The organism is uncultured Aquimarina sp. (assembly GCF_947495315.1).
In the GTDB taxonomy this organism is placed as follows: Bacteria; Bacteroidota; Bacteroidia; order Flavobacteriales; family Flavobacteriaceae; genus Aquimarina.
In genome coordinates, this window is sequence record NZ_CANLYD010000010.1 from 79,399 (window position 1) to 99,916 (window position 20,518).

The following is a 20,518-nucleotide window of genomic DNA, read 5'->3' on the forward strand; positions in this document are numbered from 1 at the left end:
ATTTTTTGTTATCGTCGATCTTATTGGATTTTATAAATAAAATCATCTGATGAGCTTATAAGTCCAATATGCCCCTCCTACATCTATTGTTACTTCCATAGTATTATTACTATCAGTAAGCGTGATATTATATGTAATCGATGCTGGGACGGATACGTTTGGTAATTCGCCTCCATTGACGACTTTAGGTAAACCTAGGTAAGCACCCACACCATTTAGACTAATTGTACCGGATCCTTCGTTAAAAACATATGTAGCTAATCCAGATCCGTCGTGTGGAGAAACTGGTGTCCCACATTGATCCGATGTTACCCCTTGCCAACCTTCTAACCAAGTTTCAGATCCTAAAACATTGCTAAAACTTCCATCAGCAGAGAACACATACTCATCATCAAAATAGCAAGCTCTGGTTGTTACGTCATCTATACTATTTGAGAAAAAGTCTCCAGTTCCAGGATTTGGTCCTACTTTAAAAGCTCCTGCTTCTGGCGCAAGTCTCCAAGTTCCTGCAATCAATGGTACTTCTCGTATGAATTGATAGGTCCAAAAAGCTCCACCAACATCAATTATTACTTCCATTCTATTGTTACTATTAGAAAGTGTGACGTTATACGTAATAGATGATGGAACAGAAACATTTGGTAATTCTCCTCCGTTCACTACTTTAGGCAACCCTAGATAAGCACCTTCACCAGTAAGTGTAACTGTTCCAGCTCCTTCGTCATAAATGTAAGTAGCGGCTCCAGAGCCATCATGAGGTGCAACAGGTGTTCCGCATTGATCCGGAGACACTCCTTGCCAACTTTCTAACCAGGTTTCAGACCCTAATACATTGCTAAAACTTCCATCGACGGAGAAAATATATTCATCATCAAAATAACAAGCTCTAGTTGTTACATCATCTAAGCTATTTGAGAAAAAGTCTCCAGTCCCAGGACCTGGTCCCACCTTAAAAGCTCCTGCTTCTGGTGCAAGTTTCCAAATCCCTTCTAATCCTGATGCTGGCTCTGGTGGTTTATGAAAATAAACGTTATCCACAAAAACTATCGCCGTTCCGGAAGGTGCTCCTACATATATTAATTGAGCAATATTGCTTCTTGTAGTTAATCCCGTAAAATCAGATAATGGAATATCTAAACTTACCCATTCTCCATTTGCAGGACTAGATACTGTAATTTCATGTTCTACATCATCTCCTCCACCGAAAGCATTGTCTGCTCCAAAATCAACTAATTTAATCTTAAACTCAGTCAAATTTGGGGACCAAATATCCGTATGAAAATGAGTCATTGTACTAGCATCTATAGTTGTTGTAGTAGCTTCTATTCCTACGAAATTAAGAGCACTATACTTTTTGGTAGGGTTTCCTTCTATCTCAACATCTTCAAAAGTAACATCAGACCAAGGTGTACGCCAAGTATCCACTGGAACATCTGTATAAGCATCACTAAACATAGAAACAACATCTTGTATTGCTCTGGCAGGTGGTCTTGGTGCAGATACTATAGGCTGAAGAATTTCTGTTACTTCAAACTCTTCTATATATTCGGTAGTTGCAATGGCACCTCCTTTAGCAACAACTCTTATCATATATGTTCCCGCTTCTTGATATGTATATGAAGCAGTTTCGCCTATATTAGCCGTAACCGGAGTATCATTTCCTGTTTCACCAAAGTATACATCAAAAGACATTGCATTGTCTGCAGTAGCCATTACATTCACTTGTTTGGATACAGCTGCATCATTTTCTATAGTAACTATTAAATTTTCTGGTGGATTAAAAGACACAATCACTTCTTGTGTAATTTCTGTTGTTAATCCTGTTATTCCAATACCTACTAATCTTAAATTATAAGTTCCCTCAGCATAGGTATGTGTAGCACTCTTACCAAGTTTAACATTTTCTGGTTCCACAGTGTCATCACCATAATAAATATCAAAGGATACCACTCCATCTCCATTTGGCGTTATAGTTACTAATCCAGTATTATCTTGAGTGATTTGTAAAAGCGCAGCTATGTTTGACGGAGCTACTACATTATCTAAATAGTCTAGATTATCGTCTTCAGCACAGCTTAATACGAAAAGCACGGACAGGCATACGCTGAATATATATTTTAAAAGTTTCATCTTCTTCTAGTTTTTGTTTTTAGTATCCTGGATTTTGTTCCCATCTATTTCCAGCCAACTGAATCTCTATCAATGGTATAGGAAACAATTCGTGTTTTCCTGTTACAAAGCCATCTATCTCTGTTGCAGCTCTTCCCGTTCTTACTAAATCGAAAAAGTGATGTCCTTCTCCAACCAGCTCTACTCTTCGTTCTTGGTATATAGCATCTGTCAAGGCAGTTCCTGTAGCTGTTACATCCGGTAATTGAGCTCTAGTTCTCACTCTATTGAGATAGGTTAATGCTTGTCCATCATTACTTGGTGATTTTCTATTATGTGCTTCTGCAGCCATTAATAGAACATCAGCAAATCTGATTGCTCTATAATTATTTGGGTTTGTAAGATTGGCATCTCCAGTATTAAGATCTCCCTGACGAGCAATATACTTTCTATTAAAATATCCTGTATGCTCAAAACCTGTAGAAAAAGTGGCACCTTGATCCGCTGCCCAGACATTAATATCTAAAATAGCAACATCCAGCCTAATATCACCTGTTTCAAACGCATCTACAACTTCTTGTGTAGGAACATTAAAACTAAAACCTGATTCAAATAGTGGTCCTGAGTAATTTCTAATTCCATTAAAACCAACTGCTACATTACCTTCACTACATTGTAAACAATCGAAACCTGCTCCTTCTTCATCTGTATACTGTACTTCGAAAACAGATTCTATATTATTTTCTCCTTCTTGTTCGAAAATAGATTCATAGTCTGTTACCAAATCATAAGGTCCCGTAATTACTTGATCTAAAACTATCGCAGCTTCAGAAAATTTATTCTGGAACAAATATACTTTACCAAGTAAAGCTCTGGCAGCTCCCTGGGTTATGCGGCCCGTTTCTGCTTGTATTGCTGGTAAATTATCTGCTGCAAACTGTAAATCTTCCTCTATGAGTGCATACACATCTTCTTTTGGAGCTCTATCAAAATCTGTTTCTTCTCCAAAAAGAATTCTTCTATCTATTGCTAGCGGTACATCTCCGAACCATTTTACTAGCTCAAAATAATAATAGGCTCTAAGAAATCGTGTCTGAGCAATTACTTCTTCCTTACCAGCAAAATCAGTTTTATCCTGAAATTCCATTATATAATTAGCTCTATTCACGCCCGCATACATCCAACTCCATATATCTCTGAGTTGTGCATTAACGGGTGTATGAACCATGTCATCTATTTCTTGTATCCCAGGTGAATCCGATGCACTTTCTCCTCCTGCTAATGTATTATCAGAAGCTATTTCTCCTAACATTACATTTAGATAAGTGGATTGTAGTAAATCGTATGCCCCTATCAAAGCACTTTGATAATCTTCTTCACTATTAAAAAAGTTTTCTGAGTTTTCTACTACTGGATCTACGTCAACAAAATCGTCACTACAAGAGGTCATTAAAGTCAATAGCACAATAAAAGCTGCTGATTTGAGGTTATATTTTACCTTTTTCATATTGATCAAAATTTAAGATTAACACCTAATAAATATGTTCTTGGCACAGGATAAAACCCTTGATCAATACCTGCTCCAATCGGACTTGCGGTGCTGGGATCTGGATTTGATTGATACGCTGAGGGATCATACCCATTATATTTTGTAAATGTATATAGGTTATTAACTGATGCGTAGATTCTAAATTTATCTATACCGATAGGTTTCATAAATGTATCTAAAAACGTATATCCTAGTTGTATATTCTGGATTCTTACATAGGACCCATCTTCTACATAGAAACTAGAAAACAAACTATTAGAGTTAGCAGCTGTTGTCACTCTATGAAAAGAATCGGTAGAGCCTTCCCCTGTCCATCGTCCTAAAAATCCATTTCTTCTATTCACCAATGGTTGATTACGTTCATAGTTTCTTACCATATCATTTCCCACGGAGGCAAATGCATAAGCGGTAAAATCAAAGTTTTTATAGTTTAAACCAATATTCAATCCCATTGTAGCATCTGGAATAGGATTTCCGATATCTGTTCTGTCATCAGAATCTATTTCTCCATCTCCATTTAGATCTACATATCTCAGGTCTCCCGGAGCAGCATTGACTTGCGTAGCGTGTGCATCTACCTCTGCCTGATTCTGAAAAATTCCATTTGTCTGTAACCCATAAAAGTATCCTATCGGCTTACCTGCCTCCATCCTAGAAGGTTCGTCTTGACCTACTCCAAATGAACCGCCGACAATAAAGTCATTGTCACTATTAACAGATATTACTTCGTTTTCTAAAAGAGTAACGTTGTAACTAATATTGAATTTAAAATTTTCTGACAACTGATCGCTATAAGCAATTTTAAACTCATACCCCTCATTTTCTACAATACCTGCATTGATTGTAGGTGGTGATGATCCTGGTGCAGCAACCCCAAGAATACCTGAAACGGGTGCTACAACTAATAAATCTTCTGTGCGCTTTTTAAAATAGTCAAATGTAATATCAATTTTATTATTTAATAATCTTGTATCCAACCCTATATCAAGGGTTTTTTGACGTTCCCATTTTATTTCTGGATTAGAAAGTGCTCCAATAGCCGGTGCATCATCGATTAATTCATCATTTATTACATAGGCTCCTTCTCCATCCAATAATGATACAAATTGAAAATCTCTAATTCTATCGTTACCGATCACACCGTAACTAGCTCTAAGTTTTAGGAAATTTAACCAACTACTATCACTTAAAAAAGATTCATCAGAAACGACCCAACCCACCGATGCAGATGGAAAATATCCAAATCTATTTTTAGGTCCAAACTTTGTTGACCCATCTCTTCTTATCACAGCAGATAATAAATATTTACCCTTATAATTATATTGTAATCTTGAGAAATAAGATAACAACCTAGAATCAAAAGTTTTAGCTTGATTGATAAGATTATCCCTAATATCAGATGCGAGTGAAAGATCTGCGTTAGCAAAGGAATTGTCTATAATGTCAAATCCTGTAAAATTGCTAAATGATCCTGTTGTTTTGAATACTGACATTCCTAAAAGTACTTTTAGATCATGATCATCTGCAAACATCTTTTCGTATGTTAAGAAATTATCCCAGGTATAATCTCTAAAGAAATCTTTGGTTTCGGTAACGCTACTTCTGTCTACATTAAATACTTTTCCTGATCCATAAAATACCTCAGGAGAAAATGTTTTACCATCTACTTCAGAATAGTTAAACTGATATCTAGATTCTACAGTAAAATTGGTTAAGAAATTATACTTTAAAGCAAATGTTGCTGCAATTCTATTGACTCTGGTATCGTTAAACGTATTTTCTATCTGTGCAATCGGGTTAATTACTTCATTACCTAATCCTTCTGCTAGTGTGAAATCTCCATTTTCATCTCTTATAGATAAGGTAGGCGCCATATTTAATGCATTAAACAATACGGAACCTAATGTGTTTTCTAATAATGTTTTTCTATTGGTCTGTGTGAAAATACCAGAAGTTGTAAATTTAAAATTCTTAGCAAAATCCAAACTATAATTTAACCTACCAGTAAAACGCTCGAAATTAGCATCGCTCCCTCCAACAATACCATCTTGTGTTAAATAAGAAACTCCTGAAGAATATGTAGAATTCTGGCCACCACCAGAAACATTAAAATTAATATTAGAAATTACGGCTGTTCTAAAAATTTCATCTTGCCAATCTGTACCTTCTCCTAATTCGGATAAATTGGCAAACGGAGGAGTACTCCCTCCAGCGGCGAACGACTCATTTATTATAATACCATATTCAGTTGCATTAAGGACAGGTAGTCTCCTTGTGGTTTCCTGAAAACCTGTATATGAATCAAATTCGAATTTCAAATCTGTATTCTTAAATCCTGACTTAGTAGTTATAAGGATAACACCATTTGCTGCTCTTACTCCATAAATACCAGCTGTCGCATCTTTTAACACATTAATACTTTCGATATCATTAGGGTTAATCACACTAAGATCTTCTATTACATTACCATCCACGAGAATTAAAGGCCTACTATCCCCGTTAGTAGATATTCCTCGTATCGATATGGTAGAACTGCTACCAGGAGCTCCAGATTGCGATGTGATATTTACACCTGCAACTTGTCCTTGTAGCGCTTGCTCTACTCTCACTACATTAAGTTCTTCTATGGTTTCGGATCCTATTACAGAAACCGCACCTGTAATTTCTTTTTTGGTTTGTGTCCCATAACCAATTACAATGACCTGTTCTAGTGATTCACTGTCTTCTTCCATGGTAACATTGATAACAAAATTTTGTCCAACAGTTATTTCTTGTGTAGTGAACCCTACATAAGAAAATACAACGACACTTCCTACTGCTACATTGTTCAACGTATAATTTCCATTAAAATCTGTTACGGCTCCGTTTGTAGTGTTCTTAACGATAACATTAACTCCAGGGAGTTCCAATCCGCTTGCATCCTTTACGCTTCCCCGAATCTGAATTTCTTGTGCATTAATAACTGTACTTAAAAAGACAGCTATTAAGAAATAAGTAATTTTCATAAATGTTTTAGTTTGATTTACTCAAATTTACCTACGAACATTAAGAAATCGTTAATAACTAACCCCAACAAAAATCCTACAGCATTACATAATAATGAAAAAATTAATAAATTCTTTGCGTAAAACACCAATGAAAACAGTAAGTACTAGGGATTTACTAACTATTAAAAAAATGTGAAGAAAATGGTATTGTTACCCTACTACAACGTTAGAGTATAGGTAATGTAGTGGTGTTTTAAGGTAATGTATGGTTTTAAATTTCGAGGATGTAGTTTACTAAACTGTCTGAGTGTTCTAATTGTAGCTTTTTTCTTAAACGATAACGTTTTATTTCTACGCTTTTAACTGAAATATTAACCAATGAAGCAATTTCTTTGGATGATAAATTTAGTCTTAAGTATGTACAAAATCGTAAGTCGTGAGGAGTTAAATTATCGTGTTTCTCTTTAAGCTTCTTTATAAAGTCCTTATCCACATTATTGAAAGCTTCTTCAAAATGTTTCCAATCATCCTTATTATTTAAGCTTCTATCAATAATTCGTTCTACATTCTTTACACCATTTCTTTCAAATTCAGATTTTTGAAGCTCTTTTTTTATAGTAGTTAGGATTTCATTCTTCTTAATAATATTCATTGTAGACGAAGCAAGTTCACGATTTTTACTATCTATATCCTGAGTCAATTTTTCATTAGTAAGTTTCATTATTTCTCGTTCACTTTCCAGTTCTTTGAGTTCTAATTGCTTTTTATTCTCTTCTACTAATTTTTCTCTTTGTTTGGTATAATAGCGTTTATATGCTCTGTGTGTAATTAATAATAGAATTAACAATAAAACAGAATAAATTATAATAGCTACTGCCGAAAAATACCAGGGTTTATCGATAATAAACTTATATTCAACAACATTTTTACTTAAAACATTACCCGTTTTTGCTCTAACCTTAAACGTATACTCTCCGAATGGCAAGTTTTCAAATACTTTATTGGTTTTGGAAGTCCAGCCACTCCAATCTTCATAAAAACCTTCTAACTTATACTGAAACTTTGAAATAAGGAATTTATCATATTCGGGGATTGTATACACAAAAGAAATAGTATTTAAATTAGATTTGAATACTGGAGGTAAATCAGAAATTTCAACAGGTTTAAACTCTGTAGTTTTTTGTTTTGCTGAAACTTTTTCAAGAATAATTGTATGTTCTTTTGAATTTACTCTAGATAAATCCAAAATCATATATCCATACGTAGTTCCCAATAAATACTTCTCCTCTTCGAGGTGCATAATGTTTTCGAAACCACTCATTTCTTTTCTTAGCAAATAAGGGATAGGTACTTTTGTTACTTCTAAATTATCCGAAAATTGGCTTTGAGAAATATAGCCTAATTCTTCATCAGTAAAACTCCAGAGTCCTCCTATATTATCTTTTATGAGCCTTCCAACATTTTTTTCTTCAGCCTCAAAAACCTGATTCACCACATTATCTTGATCAAAAGCTTTGTTTTCCTTGTTATAAAAAGATACCCCTTCTTGATGTGCATAAAAAAAATCGTTCTTGTATTTTGTTATGCTTGAGTGTTTACCCTTTATGGTTATCGTGTCTTTAACGACTTTTAATACTTTCGAAAATTCATCGTCTACCGTAATGCTAAAAAGCCCTTTGTATTCATGATTGACCCATAATTTACCATCATATATTTCCAAATATCGAGCAGAGTAATCAAATCCTACAACTTTTTGTTTTAACCTCCATTTCCCGTTATTTTTTTCCAGCACGCTCAATCCTTCATAATTGCCTTGTAACAGCCAGTCAGGATGATCTTCAACAGTACGAAAAATCCAAGTTCCCTGGATCCAACTTATAAGCTCGGATGTATTATTTTCAATTAAAAAAGTACCATCATTATGTCCACAAAACAATTTATTATCATAAGAAAAAAGACTCCAAACTTGTCCTTTAGTACCTTCAACAAAACTGAATGGCTCATCTTTATTAATATTTTTGTAAAATACTCCTTGATTTGTTCCCAGATATAAAAACCCTTCAAAAACAATTGAGGTATATACGGTACCGATAGTACCTTTATCATCATTAAAACTTTGAACGGGCGATTTTATGTTTACACAATTAATGCCTTTATCCAATGCTAACCATATATTACCATCTACATCTTCAAAGGAAGACAAAACCGTATTATTACTTAATCCTTTATTCTGGTTAATTTGATACGTAACCTCTCCTTTTTCTGAAAGATATAGTAATCCTTTGGAAATAGTTCCTAAAATAAAACTCCCATCCTTAAGTGTGACACTACTATAAATGGTAGAATCGGTTAATAGGTCATCAGAAAGTGTACCCCATTCGCTAACTTCTCCATTCGAAAACTCAAAGAAACCTTTGGTACTTGTTAAGAATAGAATTCCGTTCTGAGACTTCGAAATATTTACTATTTTGTCATTAACTACTTCAGCATCATCTATGACTAATGTCGGGCTTCCTTTTTCAATTTTATAGATTCCATTATTAATATCTTGATAATATATCGTTCCTTGAACATTGAATATATTAGTAATGGCTATTTTAGAGTCTATAATTGAGATCTCCTCGTTGTTAACGTTATAAAGATAAATTCTATCAAGAGACTGAAATAATATCCAATCGTCTTGGTTAACAATATGCCAAAACTGTTCATCTTCGATAAGGGTTTCTGTTATATTTTCGCTTAGTGAAGTATACTCGAGCTTTCCAAAACCATTTTTTTTCCAATACCCAAAATTCATATAGAATCCCGTATAAATACGTTCTCCAATCACTTTGACCGATCTCATGACGGTTTCATTAGGAGTTGGGTAAAGTTCCCAATTTGCTCCATTGAACTCTAAAAGTCCTTTGTTATTGGCTACATAAATATATTTATTATCTGCTTGAGAAATTGACCAATTTTGGGTTCCTCCTTCATAGTCATCAGGCAAATAGGCTTCTATCGGCGGTAATTCCTGTGCGGCAACTATCGTCGTAAATAGAAAGAATAAAAATGTCTTTTTAATATATTTCAATTAGTTAAAATAGATATAAGTAGATATCACAATTAAACATACAATTGCTCCAACAATCTTTGTATACTTCCAAGGTGTAATATCTACTTCTTTTGTATAATGTTGCTCGTATGCTTCTTCCCTTGGATACAATTTACCAATAATTAACATTATAATGATGTTGACCACAAAAAGAATGGCCATTACGTGCAGGAAATGAGGAAATTCCCCTTCCATTATGGTAGCGTCCAATACAACATAAATTAAATAAAGTACGGCCCCCGATATTATGGCGATTTTTGCAGCAATCGCTGGTACTCTTTTGGTGAGATATCCCACAACAATAATCGTCAAAATAGGAATACTATAACATCCATTTACTTTTTGTAGGTAACCAAACAATCCATCAGGAGCATTTGCTATAAACGGGGCAACAATCATCGCCAGAATAGCTAACAAAATACCGAAAAGTTTTCCTGCTTTTACTACTTGCTTTTCACTTGCTTCCTTATTAAAATATTCTTTATAAATATCGATACCAAATAATGTTACTGAACTATTAAGCGCACTATTGAATGAGCTCAAAATAGCCCCAAACAATACGGCGGCAAAAAACCCAACTAAAGATAGTGGAAGCACTTTACTTACTAACGTTGGATAGGCTTCATCTGCATTTGATAACGAATCTCCGAACATGTGAAATGCTATGATCCCAGGTAAAACAACGATAATAGGACCTAATATTTTGATAAATGATCCCAATAACAATCCTTTTTGACCCTCTTTCAGATTTTTAGCTCCAAGGGCTCTTTGGATAATAGCTTGATTTGTTCCCCAATAAAATAGTTGAACTAGCATCATTCCTGTAAAAATCGTTGCAAAAGGGATAGAAGAATCGCTATCTCCAATAACTTTGAATTTTTCGGGATTTGTAGTCATTAATGTATTTATTCCTTCGGAAATACTCCCGTCTCCTATTTCTAATAAACCAAAAACTGGAATCATAATACCACCTATCAATAATCCAACTGCATTGATCGTATCGGATACCGCTACTGCCTTTAATCCTCCGAAAATGGCATAAATAGATCCAATAACACCAATACCAATAACACAAATCCATATTGAAGCTCCTTTAGAAACCCCTAATAATTCAGGAACATCAAACATTGTACTGATAGCTAAAGATCCAGAATATAAAACAATAGGTAAAAACACTACAACATAACCTGTTAAGAATAATCCAGATGTTATTGCTTTTGTTGTAGTATCATATCTTCTTTCCAAAAACTGAGGCACTGTAGTGATTCCGCCTTTTAGGTATCTGGGTAATAAGAAAATCGCTGTAACAACCATAGCTATAGCTGCCAAAGTTTCCCAGGCCATTACTAAAATCCCTTCTGAGTATGCAGATCCATTTAACCCTACAATTTGTTCTGTAGATAAATTAGTCAGTAATAAAGAACCTGCAATTACCACAGCAGTTAAGCTACGGCCACCTAGAAAATAGCCATCAGAAGACGTTTCGTCTGTTTTTCTGGTAGCAATATATGATATGATAGCAACTAAAAGTGTGAATCCTACAAAAGAAATAATACCCATATTGAAATTTTAATGATTTGTTAAGAATCATAAAAATATCAGATATTATTGAAGTAGTGTTAACAATAATGCCAAAAAATTAACACTGTATAGATTTTGTATAGTTACATTTAGAAATAAAGCAATGACAGACAGATGATTGCAAAAATCACTTCTTATAATGTATAGTATATCTCCAATAAGAGAATGCTCCTAATATTGCCCAGACTAAGAAACTATAATACACTGCTGTTGGAGTTACCACCTGATCACCGCTAGCATAAGAATGCAATCCTTTTAAGTAAAAATTTACTCCGAAATATGTCATTAATATGGATGAAACCGCAAATACAGACATCAAATTAAAGAACCATCTTCCTCTCAGACGAGGAACCAATCGCATATGAATCACAAAAGCATATACCATAATACTAACCAGTGCCCATGTTTCTTTTGGGTCCCAACCCCAATAACGTCCCCAACTTTCATTGGCCCACATTCCTCCTAAAAAGTTACCAATAGTTAACATAACAAGACCTATGGTTAATGCCATTTCGTTAATAATTGTAATCTCTTTGATATTGAGATCCATTCTCTTTTTATTAGACTCAGTGGTTAGTATCATTAATAATAATGAAAGTATTCCTAAAATAGCTCCTACAAAGAAAGGACCATAACTCGCCACAATGATCGACACGTGAATCAATACCCAATAAGAATCCAATACAGGTTGTAGATTTGCAATAGCCGGATCTGTCCAGTTTTCATGAGCAAAAAATAGAATAATTGCAGCCACAAAGGCTGTTGCCGCTACAGTTAGATTGCTCTTTTTACCAAAAGCTAAACCTAGTGCCATCGTTGCCCACGCCACATAAATCATGGATTCATACGCATCACTCCACGGTGCGTGACCTGATACATACCATCTAATTATTAATCCAGATGTATGTGCCATAAAAATCAATACAGTAATCCCCATAAAGATGTTTATCAACACTTTTACAAACTTATTCTTGTAATAAAATATACCAAAAACGATGATCAGAATAAATAATACACTTGAAACACCATAGTATTTATACAATGTTCTGAAAATATCATATTTATTTAATGCGATTTCAGCTTTGATTTTATCATCAGCTGGCATGACTTCACTACCAAACTTTGTCTGAAATGCTTTTATACTCTCTATGTATTGATTAGGTTTGCTGTAGTCTCCTGATTTTCTTGCTTCCTGTAATGACTGTATATAAATAGGAATAATTTGTCTGGTATATACAGAATCCATTCCTGTGAACTTATGCTCATTCAATTGTGGCACAGAAACCCATTTGTTACCCACATCTCCTGGAACCGGAAAAATTTTAAGAATTCCACCGCCTAATGCCTGATTTAAAAGGTAAAACTTTTCATGGGTTTTCAAGAAATCCTTCTCAAAACTACTTGGTGTATTCGTACTACTTGCTTTTTCTAAATAAGGATCCAATTTATAAGAACCGTCTTGTTCTACTAGATCTATTAGAGAAACCCTTCTTTCGGATTTAGAGACACCTAGTATCTTTCGGATACTGTCGTTTTCTTTTTGTATTTCTATAATAGGAATACTGTACCATATAAATGGATTCTCTACCATCGATACAAAAACCTGATCAGCAGTTAATCCTTCATAGGTATCTTTTTTACTTAACTTACGCAATAACTCTGAAGAAAATGTATTAACTGGCTTCATCCTACCGCGTTCATCTTGTATCACAATACTACCAAATTTCGCAGCATGTTCTTTGCTTACGGCATTCGCTTTAATTATAGAGTCTAATTTAGCTTTTCCAGGTAAGGTTTGTAAATGATTTACATGATCTGTTTGTTGTTCCTGTTCTAATTGTGCGAAAGAAAAAGTTGAAATAAATAAAGCTACTAAAACAGTTAACTCTTTCTTTTTTATCTTCACTTTGTTAAGCATTTGTTCTAGATCCTTAAATCTGGATCCTCTCGTAAAAAGAATAAGCATTAGTCCAAGATATAATAACATATACCCCGCATAGGTAATCATAGTACCCCAATAATCGTGACTTACAGATAATACGGTACCCTTTTCATCAGGATCAAAAGAAGCTTGAAAAAAACGATACCCTTTATGATCTAAAACATGATTCATATAGATATCATAAGGACGAGGAGCAGCTTTATCTTCAACAATATCTACTTTACTCATAAACGACTTATATACTTTTTCTGTTCCTGGTTGTTTTTCGGCTATAAAATCATTCAACTTTAGAGCAAAAGGAAGTTCTAATCGCTTTGACCCATAGTTGTAGTACATATCCAAGCCTCCTAAAGAAATCTTTTTCATATCATTAGCGTATCCCTTTCCTCCCAGTAACTTCACCTCTTTAGTTTCTCCATTAGTGGTTACATCAAAAATCAGTGCATCTTGCTGTCCTTTGTCTTTCACTTCGATCGGGATAACATCATACTTTCCCGTAATTACAGGCTCTGGAATTACAAATTGCATCCCAGCAGTTTGATATAATGATCGTAACATCAGTGGTTGTAAACTATCTTTGATTACCAAGCCTTGCTTTTGATCAGCCATTCTCATATAAGAACCGTCAAAAGGTGATTCTATGTAATACTCGTCATTCTCATATGTGATATTGATAGCACCTTTAGTAGGGACATTAAAGGCCACCAAAATATTATGGATATTAGAAACTTCTCCTTCTTTTAAATAGTGATCGTGTCTATTACCATCTCCTGCCTCTACTATCTTTAAATAATTCTCTCCATCCTCTGTTTCAACCAATCCCATTTCTGCTCCAGTGATATATTCTTTATATTGAATAGTAACTGGTTGCTGGTTATAATCGGTATTTATAGTGAAGCTATTATCCGTAGCCTGTGTCAATTCTAATTGCTCGGATACAACACGTCTTCGCGGTTCCCCATTAATTTCTCCATCAAGGAATGCGGTTAAATAGGTGTGTTCGGATAAAAACTCTGAGGTCGTTTCTCCCTCTCTTATCGGCATTACACCTTCGTAACTAATGTATCTGGTAACAAAAGCTCCTAAAAGTATTAAAATAAAGGAGAGATGTAGCAATAATGTTGCCCACTTATCTTTTTTATACAATTGATAACGTACTATATTCCCACAGAAGTTGATCATAAAAAAAGCCATAATGGCCTCGAACCACCAGGTGTTATATATCCAAATTCTTGCAGCGGTTGTACCATAAGCATCTTCTAAAAAAGTACCTACTGCCATAGAGGCGGCAAAAACAATAAATAGGATTGCCATTAATCTGGTAGAAAATAAAATACTTGCCAACTTCTTTTGCATCGTAATTTTTTTAGCTCGGCAAATTTAATGTTTTTGAGAGGATAATCAGACATTCTAATTATCCTATTTGTTGGTTTTAACAGAACTATAAAACTTGTCTAATTTTTAAAGTATCTTCCTTATTTTAGCCAAATGATTACAATTGTTATTCTTGGTGCCGGAAATGTAGCGCAACATTTGTATACTGCTTTTTTAAATCAAAAATCTGTAGCAATAATACAGTCCTACAACAGAAAAGGAATACGAATACATAAAGATCAAAAAGAAGCTACTATTACCAACGATCTAAATAGCTTAAAAAAAGCTGATCTGTATATTTTAGCAATCAGTGATGATGCGATAGAAAAGGTATCAAGCACCTTACCTTTCCAGAATAGGTTAGTTGTTCACACTTCTGGTAGTGTTCCAATGCAGGCTATTGATGATAAGAATTCTCGTGGGGTTTTCTATCCATTACAAACATTTAGTGCTACGAAGAAGGTTGATTTTAGTAAAATTCCGTTTTGTGTTGAAGCCGAGAAAGAACAAGATGTAATAGTATTAAAAAATCTAGCTTCTATATTATCGCAAAAAATATATGATGTTTCCTCTGACCAGAGAAATGTATTACATGTAGCAGCAGTATTTGTAAATAATTTTACCAATTATATGTTTTCTATCGGAAATGAGATTTGTAGAGAAAATAATGTCCCTTTTGAAATTTTACATCCGCTGATCCAAGAAACTGCAAAAAAAATAATTGAGATCGAACCAGATATTGCTCAAACTGGACCTGCTATTCGCAAAGATGTTCAGACGATTGATCGACATCTCGAAATTCTAAAAGACGATTCACAAAAACAACTATATAAAATGCTTACCAAAGCGATACAATCTAGATATGGAAAAGAGCTATAAAGAATATTTAAAACATATTACCACTTTTATCTTTGATGTCGATGGTGTTCTCACAGATGGAACCGTACTCATTAACACTGATGGAGAGTTACTAAGAACTATGAATATCAAAGACGGATACGCATTAAAAACTGCTGTGCAGCAAGGTTTCAACGTATGTATCATATCTGGAGGGAAAAATGAGGGAGTCAGAAAAAGATTAGAAGGATTAGAAATTAAAGATATTTATTTAGGCGCTCATCATAAAGTAGAGCAACTAAATGAATATATGAATAATCTTGATATCAAAATCGAAAACGTTTTATATATGGGAGATGATATTCCGGATTTACCTGTAATGAAAATGGTGGGATTACCTACCTGCCCGCAAGATGCGGTAGCAGAAATAAAAGAAGTTTCTAAATATGTTTCCTTTAAAAAAGGTGGAAAAGGCTGTGTGAGAGATGTCATAGAACAAGTACTTAAAGTACAAGGGAAATGGATTGAGAATTATGATGCCAAAGCCTAAATATTTTATCTATCTAACTCAAAAAGATATTGCTTAAATGAAACTAGTATTTGCCACAAATAATCCTAATAAATTAAAAGAAGTACAAGCGCTGGTTCCTTCTCATATTCAATTACTAAGCTTAGAGAATATAGGCTGTACCGAGGATATTCCTGAAACATCTCCTACTATTAAAGGTAACGCAATACAAAAAGCTCAATACATAAAAGAAAATTATGGATATGACTGTTTTGCCGATGACACAGGATTAGAGGTAGATGTTCTGAATGGTGATCCTGGCGTATATTCTGCTCGTTATGCAGGAGAAGCCAAAGATTCTAATGCCAATATGGATAAACTTCTAGACAACTTAAAGGAAAAAGAAGATCGCAAAGCACAATTCAAAACAGTTGTTGCACTTCATATTAATGGTAAGTTAGAAACGTTTACTGGTATTTGCTCAGGGACTATCACTGTCCAGAAAAAAGGTAATAAAGGTTTTGGATATGATCCTATTTTTTTACCAAATGGATACGCTGAAACATTTGCAGAACTTCCACTGGAAGAAAAAAACACCATCAGTCATCGTGCGAAGGCAGTGAAACAATTGGTAACTTTTTTAAACAACTAATCTGCGCTTGGAAATGCTAACATCTCTCCCATTCCTACAGTAAAAAGCCAGTTTCCATAAATCGCATGTTCAATAGACACCAAAGTGGTTGATTTTGTCCTCTGATACGTAAATGCAAACAATAAACCTCCTAGAAAAGTGAGTAGCTGAACTAGAAAACTTCTTAAAAATATATGAGCCAATGAAAAAAGGACTGCATTTATAAAAATAAACAACCACTTATTCTTGACCAGAGACTCATATCGATCATAAAAAAACGTTCTGTATATAATTTCTTGTGGCCAAACAGATAAGAAGGTGTAAACAAACAGGATAACAACCCACAAAATCGGTTTCTTGATTACAATAGAAAACAATTTATCCGGAGCTATCCAAAAAACATATAGACTGGTAATTATAATCACAATGGCCAGTTTAATAACAGTTTCTTTCCAAAATGGTTTCCAATACGTCTGATCTGGAAATCTTATTTTTAAAAACCCTGATCTCTTAAGGTGAATCAATATATATACGAAGCCAGCAACCGTTAATCCCACTTTTATTGGAGCAGGATAGGAAAACAAAAAGCTAACAGGGAGTAATACAAATAGAAAGAATAACTCTAATCCTCGGGCAAAAGTAGGTTGCATCATTATTATTTTGTACTAATTTCAGCATAAAAAATGAAACGAGTTATTTTTTAACAAATAAAAAAGCCTCCGGGCAAGAGGCTTTTTATTAAGGAAATCAAATTTGGGGATTATCTGATTTACAATTTTGGGGCAATTTTAGATTGGCATTTGGCAATACCATAAAAACTAATTCAGCTTATATCAATCATTAACAACACTTCAAAAGTACTCCAACATCTTAAGAAGATCTCAAAAGTGCTTACACAAAAAATTTATAATATCGACAAAACACATTTTTAATCGATAAAATACATCATTTAAAGATAAAACGATCTATTATATATTTAAAAGCTATAATAAAATAAGAATTTTCTTAATTACATTAAAGGAGGTATTATTAGTCAATATATCGTGAATCAAGAAAACTTATTCCATAAAAAAAGCCTCTTGGGGTATGAGGCTTATTAGTAGGTAAAATTAATTTGGACAAAAAAAGTTTAGTTCTCTAAATTTTGGAGTTATCTAATTATTTGGGGGCGAAACATTAAAACTAATTTAATTAGTAACTCTTATTCTTTCACACTTCAAAAGTACATGATATACTGCAACTTGGTGAAAAATGCTGTAGTAACAAAATACAAATAATCGACAAAATACGATTTTAATCGATAAAAAGAAACTTATTTATATAAACATAGATAATCTATTCAAAAAAGTAAGATTTTACTAACTACATATCATTTCAAATGAACATTAAAAATGAGTCAAAAGGATTTGAATTATAATGTACCTAGATAAATCATAAGGTTCAAGTTCAATAATAGCTAAGTTTCTATTTTGTTATGAAATGAACCTGTGATAGAAATGAATTATAAGTTTTTTTTTAATCCCTATTCGATATTAGAAAAAACTGAAGGGTACAAAAAAAAGCCTCATTTCTGAGGCTTTGTAATTTGTCAAATTTAACTTTGGGGGAAATTAAATTTGTTGGGGCAAAAAAACGTAAACAATCAATTCCAATTTTTCTCTTTCGGTATATATTCAATTTCTTAATATCTTTCTTCCGATGGTTCAAAAGTATTCAAACATCACATGTTCACAAAAATCATTGAACAAATATACATTGAATTATCGATAAAAAGCATTTTTATTCGATAAAATGCAATTAAGAATATTTTATTACTATATCCATCCATCATTTTTATAATTAAACGAAAGGAATACGTTGCATAAATTTTATTAATATCGTAACATTACATTCTTAAAATTTCGAATACTATATATGGAAAGTCAAAACATTACTCCTACTGATCCCCAAAACGAAGAAATTATTGAAAACAGAGAATTAAACATTTGGGAAGCGTTAATTCCAATTGTTGCATTAGTAGGTATGTTGTTTTATAATGTATACTATGCTTTTGGTGATGATGCATTAAGTGGTAGTAATCAATTTATATTGCTACTGGGTGCCGCTGTAGCCGCCATAGTAGGTTTCTTTAATAAAGTATCCTATAAACAAATGATGGAAGAAGTTGCTCGCAACGTAAAATCTACCACTGGAGCGTTACTCATATTATTAATGGTTGGATCATTAGCAGGTACTTGGCTTATTAGTGGTATTATACCCACAATGATTTATTATGGATTACAAATTCTTAATCCTACTATTTTTCTAGCTGCTAGCGTAATTATCTGTGCTATTATTTCCATAGCCACGGGTAGTTCCTGGACAACCTCTGCTACAGTAGGTATCGCATTAATTGGAATTGGAGACACATTAGGCATTTCCTTAGGAATGACTGCTGGTGCTGTTATTTCTGGAGCATACTTTGGTGATAAAATGTCACCTTTATCTGACACCACTAACCTGGCTCCCGCTATGGCAGGAGGAGAATTATTTTCTCATATAAAATATATGACATACACCACAGTACCAACGATAGTAGTCACGTTAATTATATTTATAATAATTGGATTTACACTTAATACTTCTGGTACTCCTGAAATTAGTGAACAACTCGCTGCTATTAAAAGTGCATTTACAATATCACCTTGGTTATTTATTGTACCTGTTATTGTTATTGCTCTTATTATCAAAAAAACACCTCCTTTAATCGCATTATTAGCTGGAACATTATTAGGTGCTATTGCTGCAATTATAGCGCAACCCGATATTGTAATGAATATTGCTGGTAGTGAAACACTGAATTTTAATTCTGCGTATAAAGGTGTTATGAAAGCAATGACTGTGGATACTGCTGTAGAAACTTCTAGTAAAGAATTAAATGACCTATTTACAGCTGGAGGAATGTCTGGAATGCTAGGCACCATTTGGCTAATCGTATGTGCAATGGTCTTTGGCGGTGTTATGGATGCCATTGGAGCACTAGCTAGAATTAGTAAAGCCTTATTAAGTATGTTCGATTCTGTATTTGGATTATTTGCTAGTACTGTTGTCAGTTGTCTTGCTCTAAATGTTACTGCTTCTGATCAATATCTAGCAATTGTAGTACCGGGAAGAATGTATGCGAAAGCTTTTAAGGATAAAGGTCTTGCTCCTGAAAACTTAAGTAGAACCTTAGAAGATTCTGGAACAGTAACCTCCGTTTTAGTTCCATGGAATACATGCGGAGCTTATCAAAGTAGTGTTTTAGGTGTTCCGGTCGTAGATTATTTCATTTTTGCAATCTTCAATTGGTTAAGTCCCTTTACCACACTACTTTTTGCTGCTTTTAGAATAAAAATCAAACAGTTAGGAGATAAGTAAGAAAGTCTTATAAAATAAATAAGCGCATCTAACTAGGTTAGATGCGCTTATTTATGCTATGCATCTATAATAGGAATAGGCTTTTTATCATTATCAATAGCAACAAACTTGAACATTCCTGAAACAGCTATTTCACGATCATAATTATACATTTCCTCCTTATAGATATCTACCTGTACCAAACAACTGGTTCTGCCTACTTCATGAATCTTAGCAACAAGTTCTATAATTGTACCCGCAGGGATTGGTTTTTCGAAATCAATTTTACCTGTAGAAATTGTTACTACTTTTTTTCTACTAAAACGAGTAGCACATATAAAAGAAACTTCGTCCATAAGCTGCAATGCTGTTCCCCCAAATAATGTTTCATAGTGGTTGGTAGTATTAGGAAAAACAGCTTTGAAGATTCTAGTCTCGGATTTTTGGATCAATTCATCTATAGTATTCATACAATGGTGATATAGTTTTTTCTTATCAGTTTAATGAATAAAGATACTTGTTATACCT

At 33.8% G+C, this 20,518-nt stretch carries 12 protein-coding genes; 4 read left to right on the top strand and 8 right to left on the bottom strand.

The genetic code is table 11. The annotated features are described in order from the left end of the window. Positions 1-42 precede the first annotated feature (42 nt). From Q0910_RS17290 to ccsA, 6 genes are all read right to left on the bottom strand, one after another. Positions 43-2,130 carry a hypothetical protein gene (locus Q0910_RS17290; RefSeq protein ID WP_299219101.1) on the bottom strand — a complete coding sequence of 696 codons (2,088 nt, stop codon included), beginning with the start codon at positions 2,128-2,130 and terminating at the stop codon, positions 43-45. Between the two features lie 19 nt (positions 2,131-2,149). Next, entirely contained in the window at positions 2,150-3,616 is a 1,467-nt protein-coding gene (locus Q0910_RS17295) for a RagB/SusD family nutrient uptake outer membrane protein (protein WP_299219103.1), read from the bottom strand. A gap of 5 nt (positions 3,617-3,621) precedes the next feature. Continuing rightward, on the bottom strand, positions 3,622-6,663 hold the full coding sequence (locus Q0910_RS17300; RefSeq protein ID WP_299219105.1) for a TonB-dependent receptor: 3,042 nt from the start codon (positions 6,661-6,663) through the stop codon (positions 3,622-3,624). 253 nt (positions 6,664-6,916) lie between these two features. Continuing rightward, positions 6,917-9,718, bottom strand: coding sequence for a triple tyrosine motif-containing protein (locus tag Q0910_RS17305; protein WP_299219107.1), 2,802 nt, complete (start codon positions 9,716-9,718; stop codon positions 6,917-6,919). Then, positions 9,719-11,299, bottom strand: a complete 1,581-nt coding sequence (locus tag Q0910_RS17310) for a solute:sodium symporter family transporter (protein WP_299219109.1) — start codon at positions 11,297-11,299, stop codon at positions 9,719-9,721. It lies immediately after the preceding gene. Positions 11,300-11,447: 148 nt separating this feature from the next. After that, positions 11,448-14,618 carry a cytochrome c biogenesis protein CcsA gene (gene ccsA, locus Q0910_RS17315; RefSeq protein WP_299219111.1) on the bottom strand — a complete coding sequence of 1,057 codons (3,171 nt, stop codon included), beginning with the start codon at positions 14,616-14,618 and terminating at the stop codon, positions 11,448-11,450. 132 nt (positions 14,619-14,750) lie between these two features. Between ccsA and Q0910_RS17320 the strand changes: the two genes are divergently transcribed. From Q0910_RS17320 to Q0910_RS17330, 3 genes are read left to right on the top strand one after another with little or no spacing between them, the layout of a single operon-like run. Next, positions 14,751-15,515: a DUF2520 domain-containing protein gene (locus Q0910_RS17320; RefSeq protein WP_299219114.1), complete on the top strand. Its 765-nt coding sequence runs from the start codon at positions 14,751-14,753 to the stop codon at positions 15,513-15,515. Next, positions 15,499-16,023: an HAD family hydrolase gene (locus tag Q0910_RS17325; protein ID WP_299219116.1), complete on the top strand. Its 525-nt coding sequence runs from the start codon at positions 15,499-15,501 to the stop codon at positions 16,021-16,023. Before Q0910_RS17320 ends, Q0910_RS17325 begins: the two co-directional genes overlap by 17 nt. A gap of 37 nt (positions 16,024-16,060) precedes the next feature. Then, positions 16,061-16,633: a non-canonical purine NTP diphosphatase gene (locus Q0910_RS17330; protein ID WP_299219118.1), complete on the top strand. Its 573-nt coding sequence runs from the start codon at positions 16,061-16,063 to the stop codon at positions 16,631-16,633. Here Q0910_RS17330 and Q0910_RS17335 read toward each other — a convergent pair. Further along, complete coding sequence (locus Q0910_RS17335; RefSeq protein ID WP_299219120.1) at positions 16,630-17,262, bottom strand: CPBP family glutamic-type intramembrane protease; 633 nt, start codon at positions 17,260-17,262, stop codon at positions 16,630-16,632. The two genes, Q0910_RS17330 and Q0910_RS17335, sit on opposite strands and share 4 nt — an antisense overlap. 1,264 nt (positions 17,263-18,526) lie before the next feature. On the opposite strand from Q0910_RS17335, the gene nhaC reads away from it, so the two are divergent. Next, positions 18,527-20,011, top strand: a complete 1,485-nt coding sequence (gene nhaC, locus Q0910_RS17340) for a Na+/H+ antiporter NhaC (protein WP_299219122.1) — start codon at positions 18,527-18,529, stop codon at positions 20,009-20,011. Between the two features lie 56 nt (positions 20,012-20,067). On the opposite strand, the gene Q0910_RS17345 is transcribed toward nhaC, so the two are convergent. Continuing rightward, a complete protein-coding gene (locus Q0910_RS17345; protein ID WP_299219124.1) occupies positions 20,068-20,460 on the bottom strand; it encodes an acyl-CoA thioesterase in 393 nt (130 codons plus the stop codon). Between the last annotated feature and the right edge of the window lie 58 nt (positions 20,461-20,518).

Coding starts and splice junctions, on each gene's coding strand:
- Q0910_RS17325 (WP_299219116.1), top strand. CDS start 15,499: ATGGAAAAGAGCTATAAAGAATATTTAAAACATATTACCACTTTTATC.
- Q0910_RS17330 (WP_299219118.1), top strand. CDS start 16,061: ATGAAACTAGTATTTGCCACAAATAATCCTAATAAATTAAAAGAAGTA.
- Q0910_RS17290 (WP_299219101.1), bottom strand. CDS start 2,130: ATGAAACTTTTAAAATATATATTCAGCGTATGCCTGTCCGTGCTTTTC.
- Q0910_RS17335 (WP_299219120.1), bottom strand. CDS start 17,262: ATGCAACCTACTTTTGCCCGAGGATTAGAGTTATTCTTTCTATTTGTA.
- Q0910_RS17345 (WP_299219124.1), bottom strand. CDS start 20,460: ATGAATACTATAGATGAATTGATCCAAAAATCCGAGACTAGAATCTTC.
- Q0910_RS17320 (WP_299219114.1), top strand. CDS start 14,751: ATGATTACAATTGTTATTCTTGGTGCCGGAAATGTAGCGCAACATTTG.
- ccsA (WP_299219111.1), bottom strand. CDS start 14,618: ATGCAAAAGAAGTTGGCAAGTATTTTATTTTCTACCAGATTAATGGCA.
- Q0910_RS17310 (WP_299219109.1), bottom strand. CDS start 11,299: ATGGGTATTATTTCTTTTGTAGGATTCACACTTTTAGTTGCTATCATA.
- Q0910_RS17295 (WP_299219103.1), bottom strand. CDS start 3,616: ATGAAAAAGGTAAAATATAACCTCAAATCAGCAGCTTTTATTGTGCTA.
- Q0910_RS17300 (WP_299219105.1), bottom strand. CDS start 6,663: ATGAAAATTACTTATTTCTTAATAGCTGTCTTTTTAAGTACAGTTATT.
- nhaC (WP_299219122.1), top strand. CDS start 18,527: ATGGAAAGTCAAAACATTACTCCTACTGATCCCCAAAACGAAGAAATT.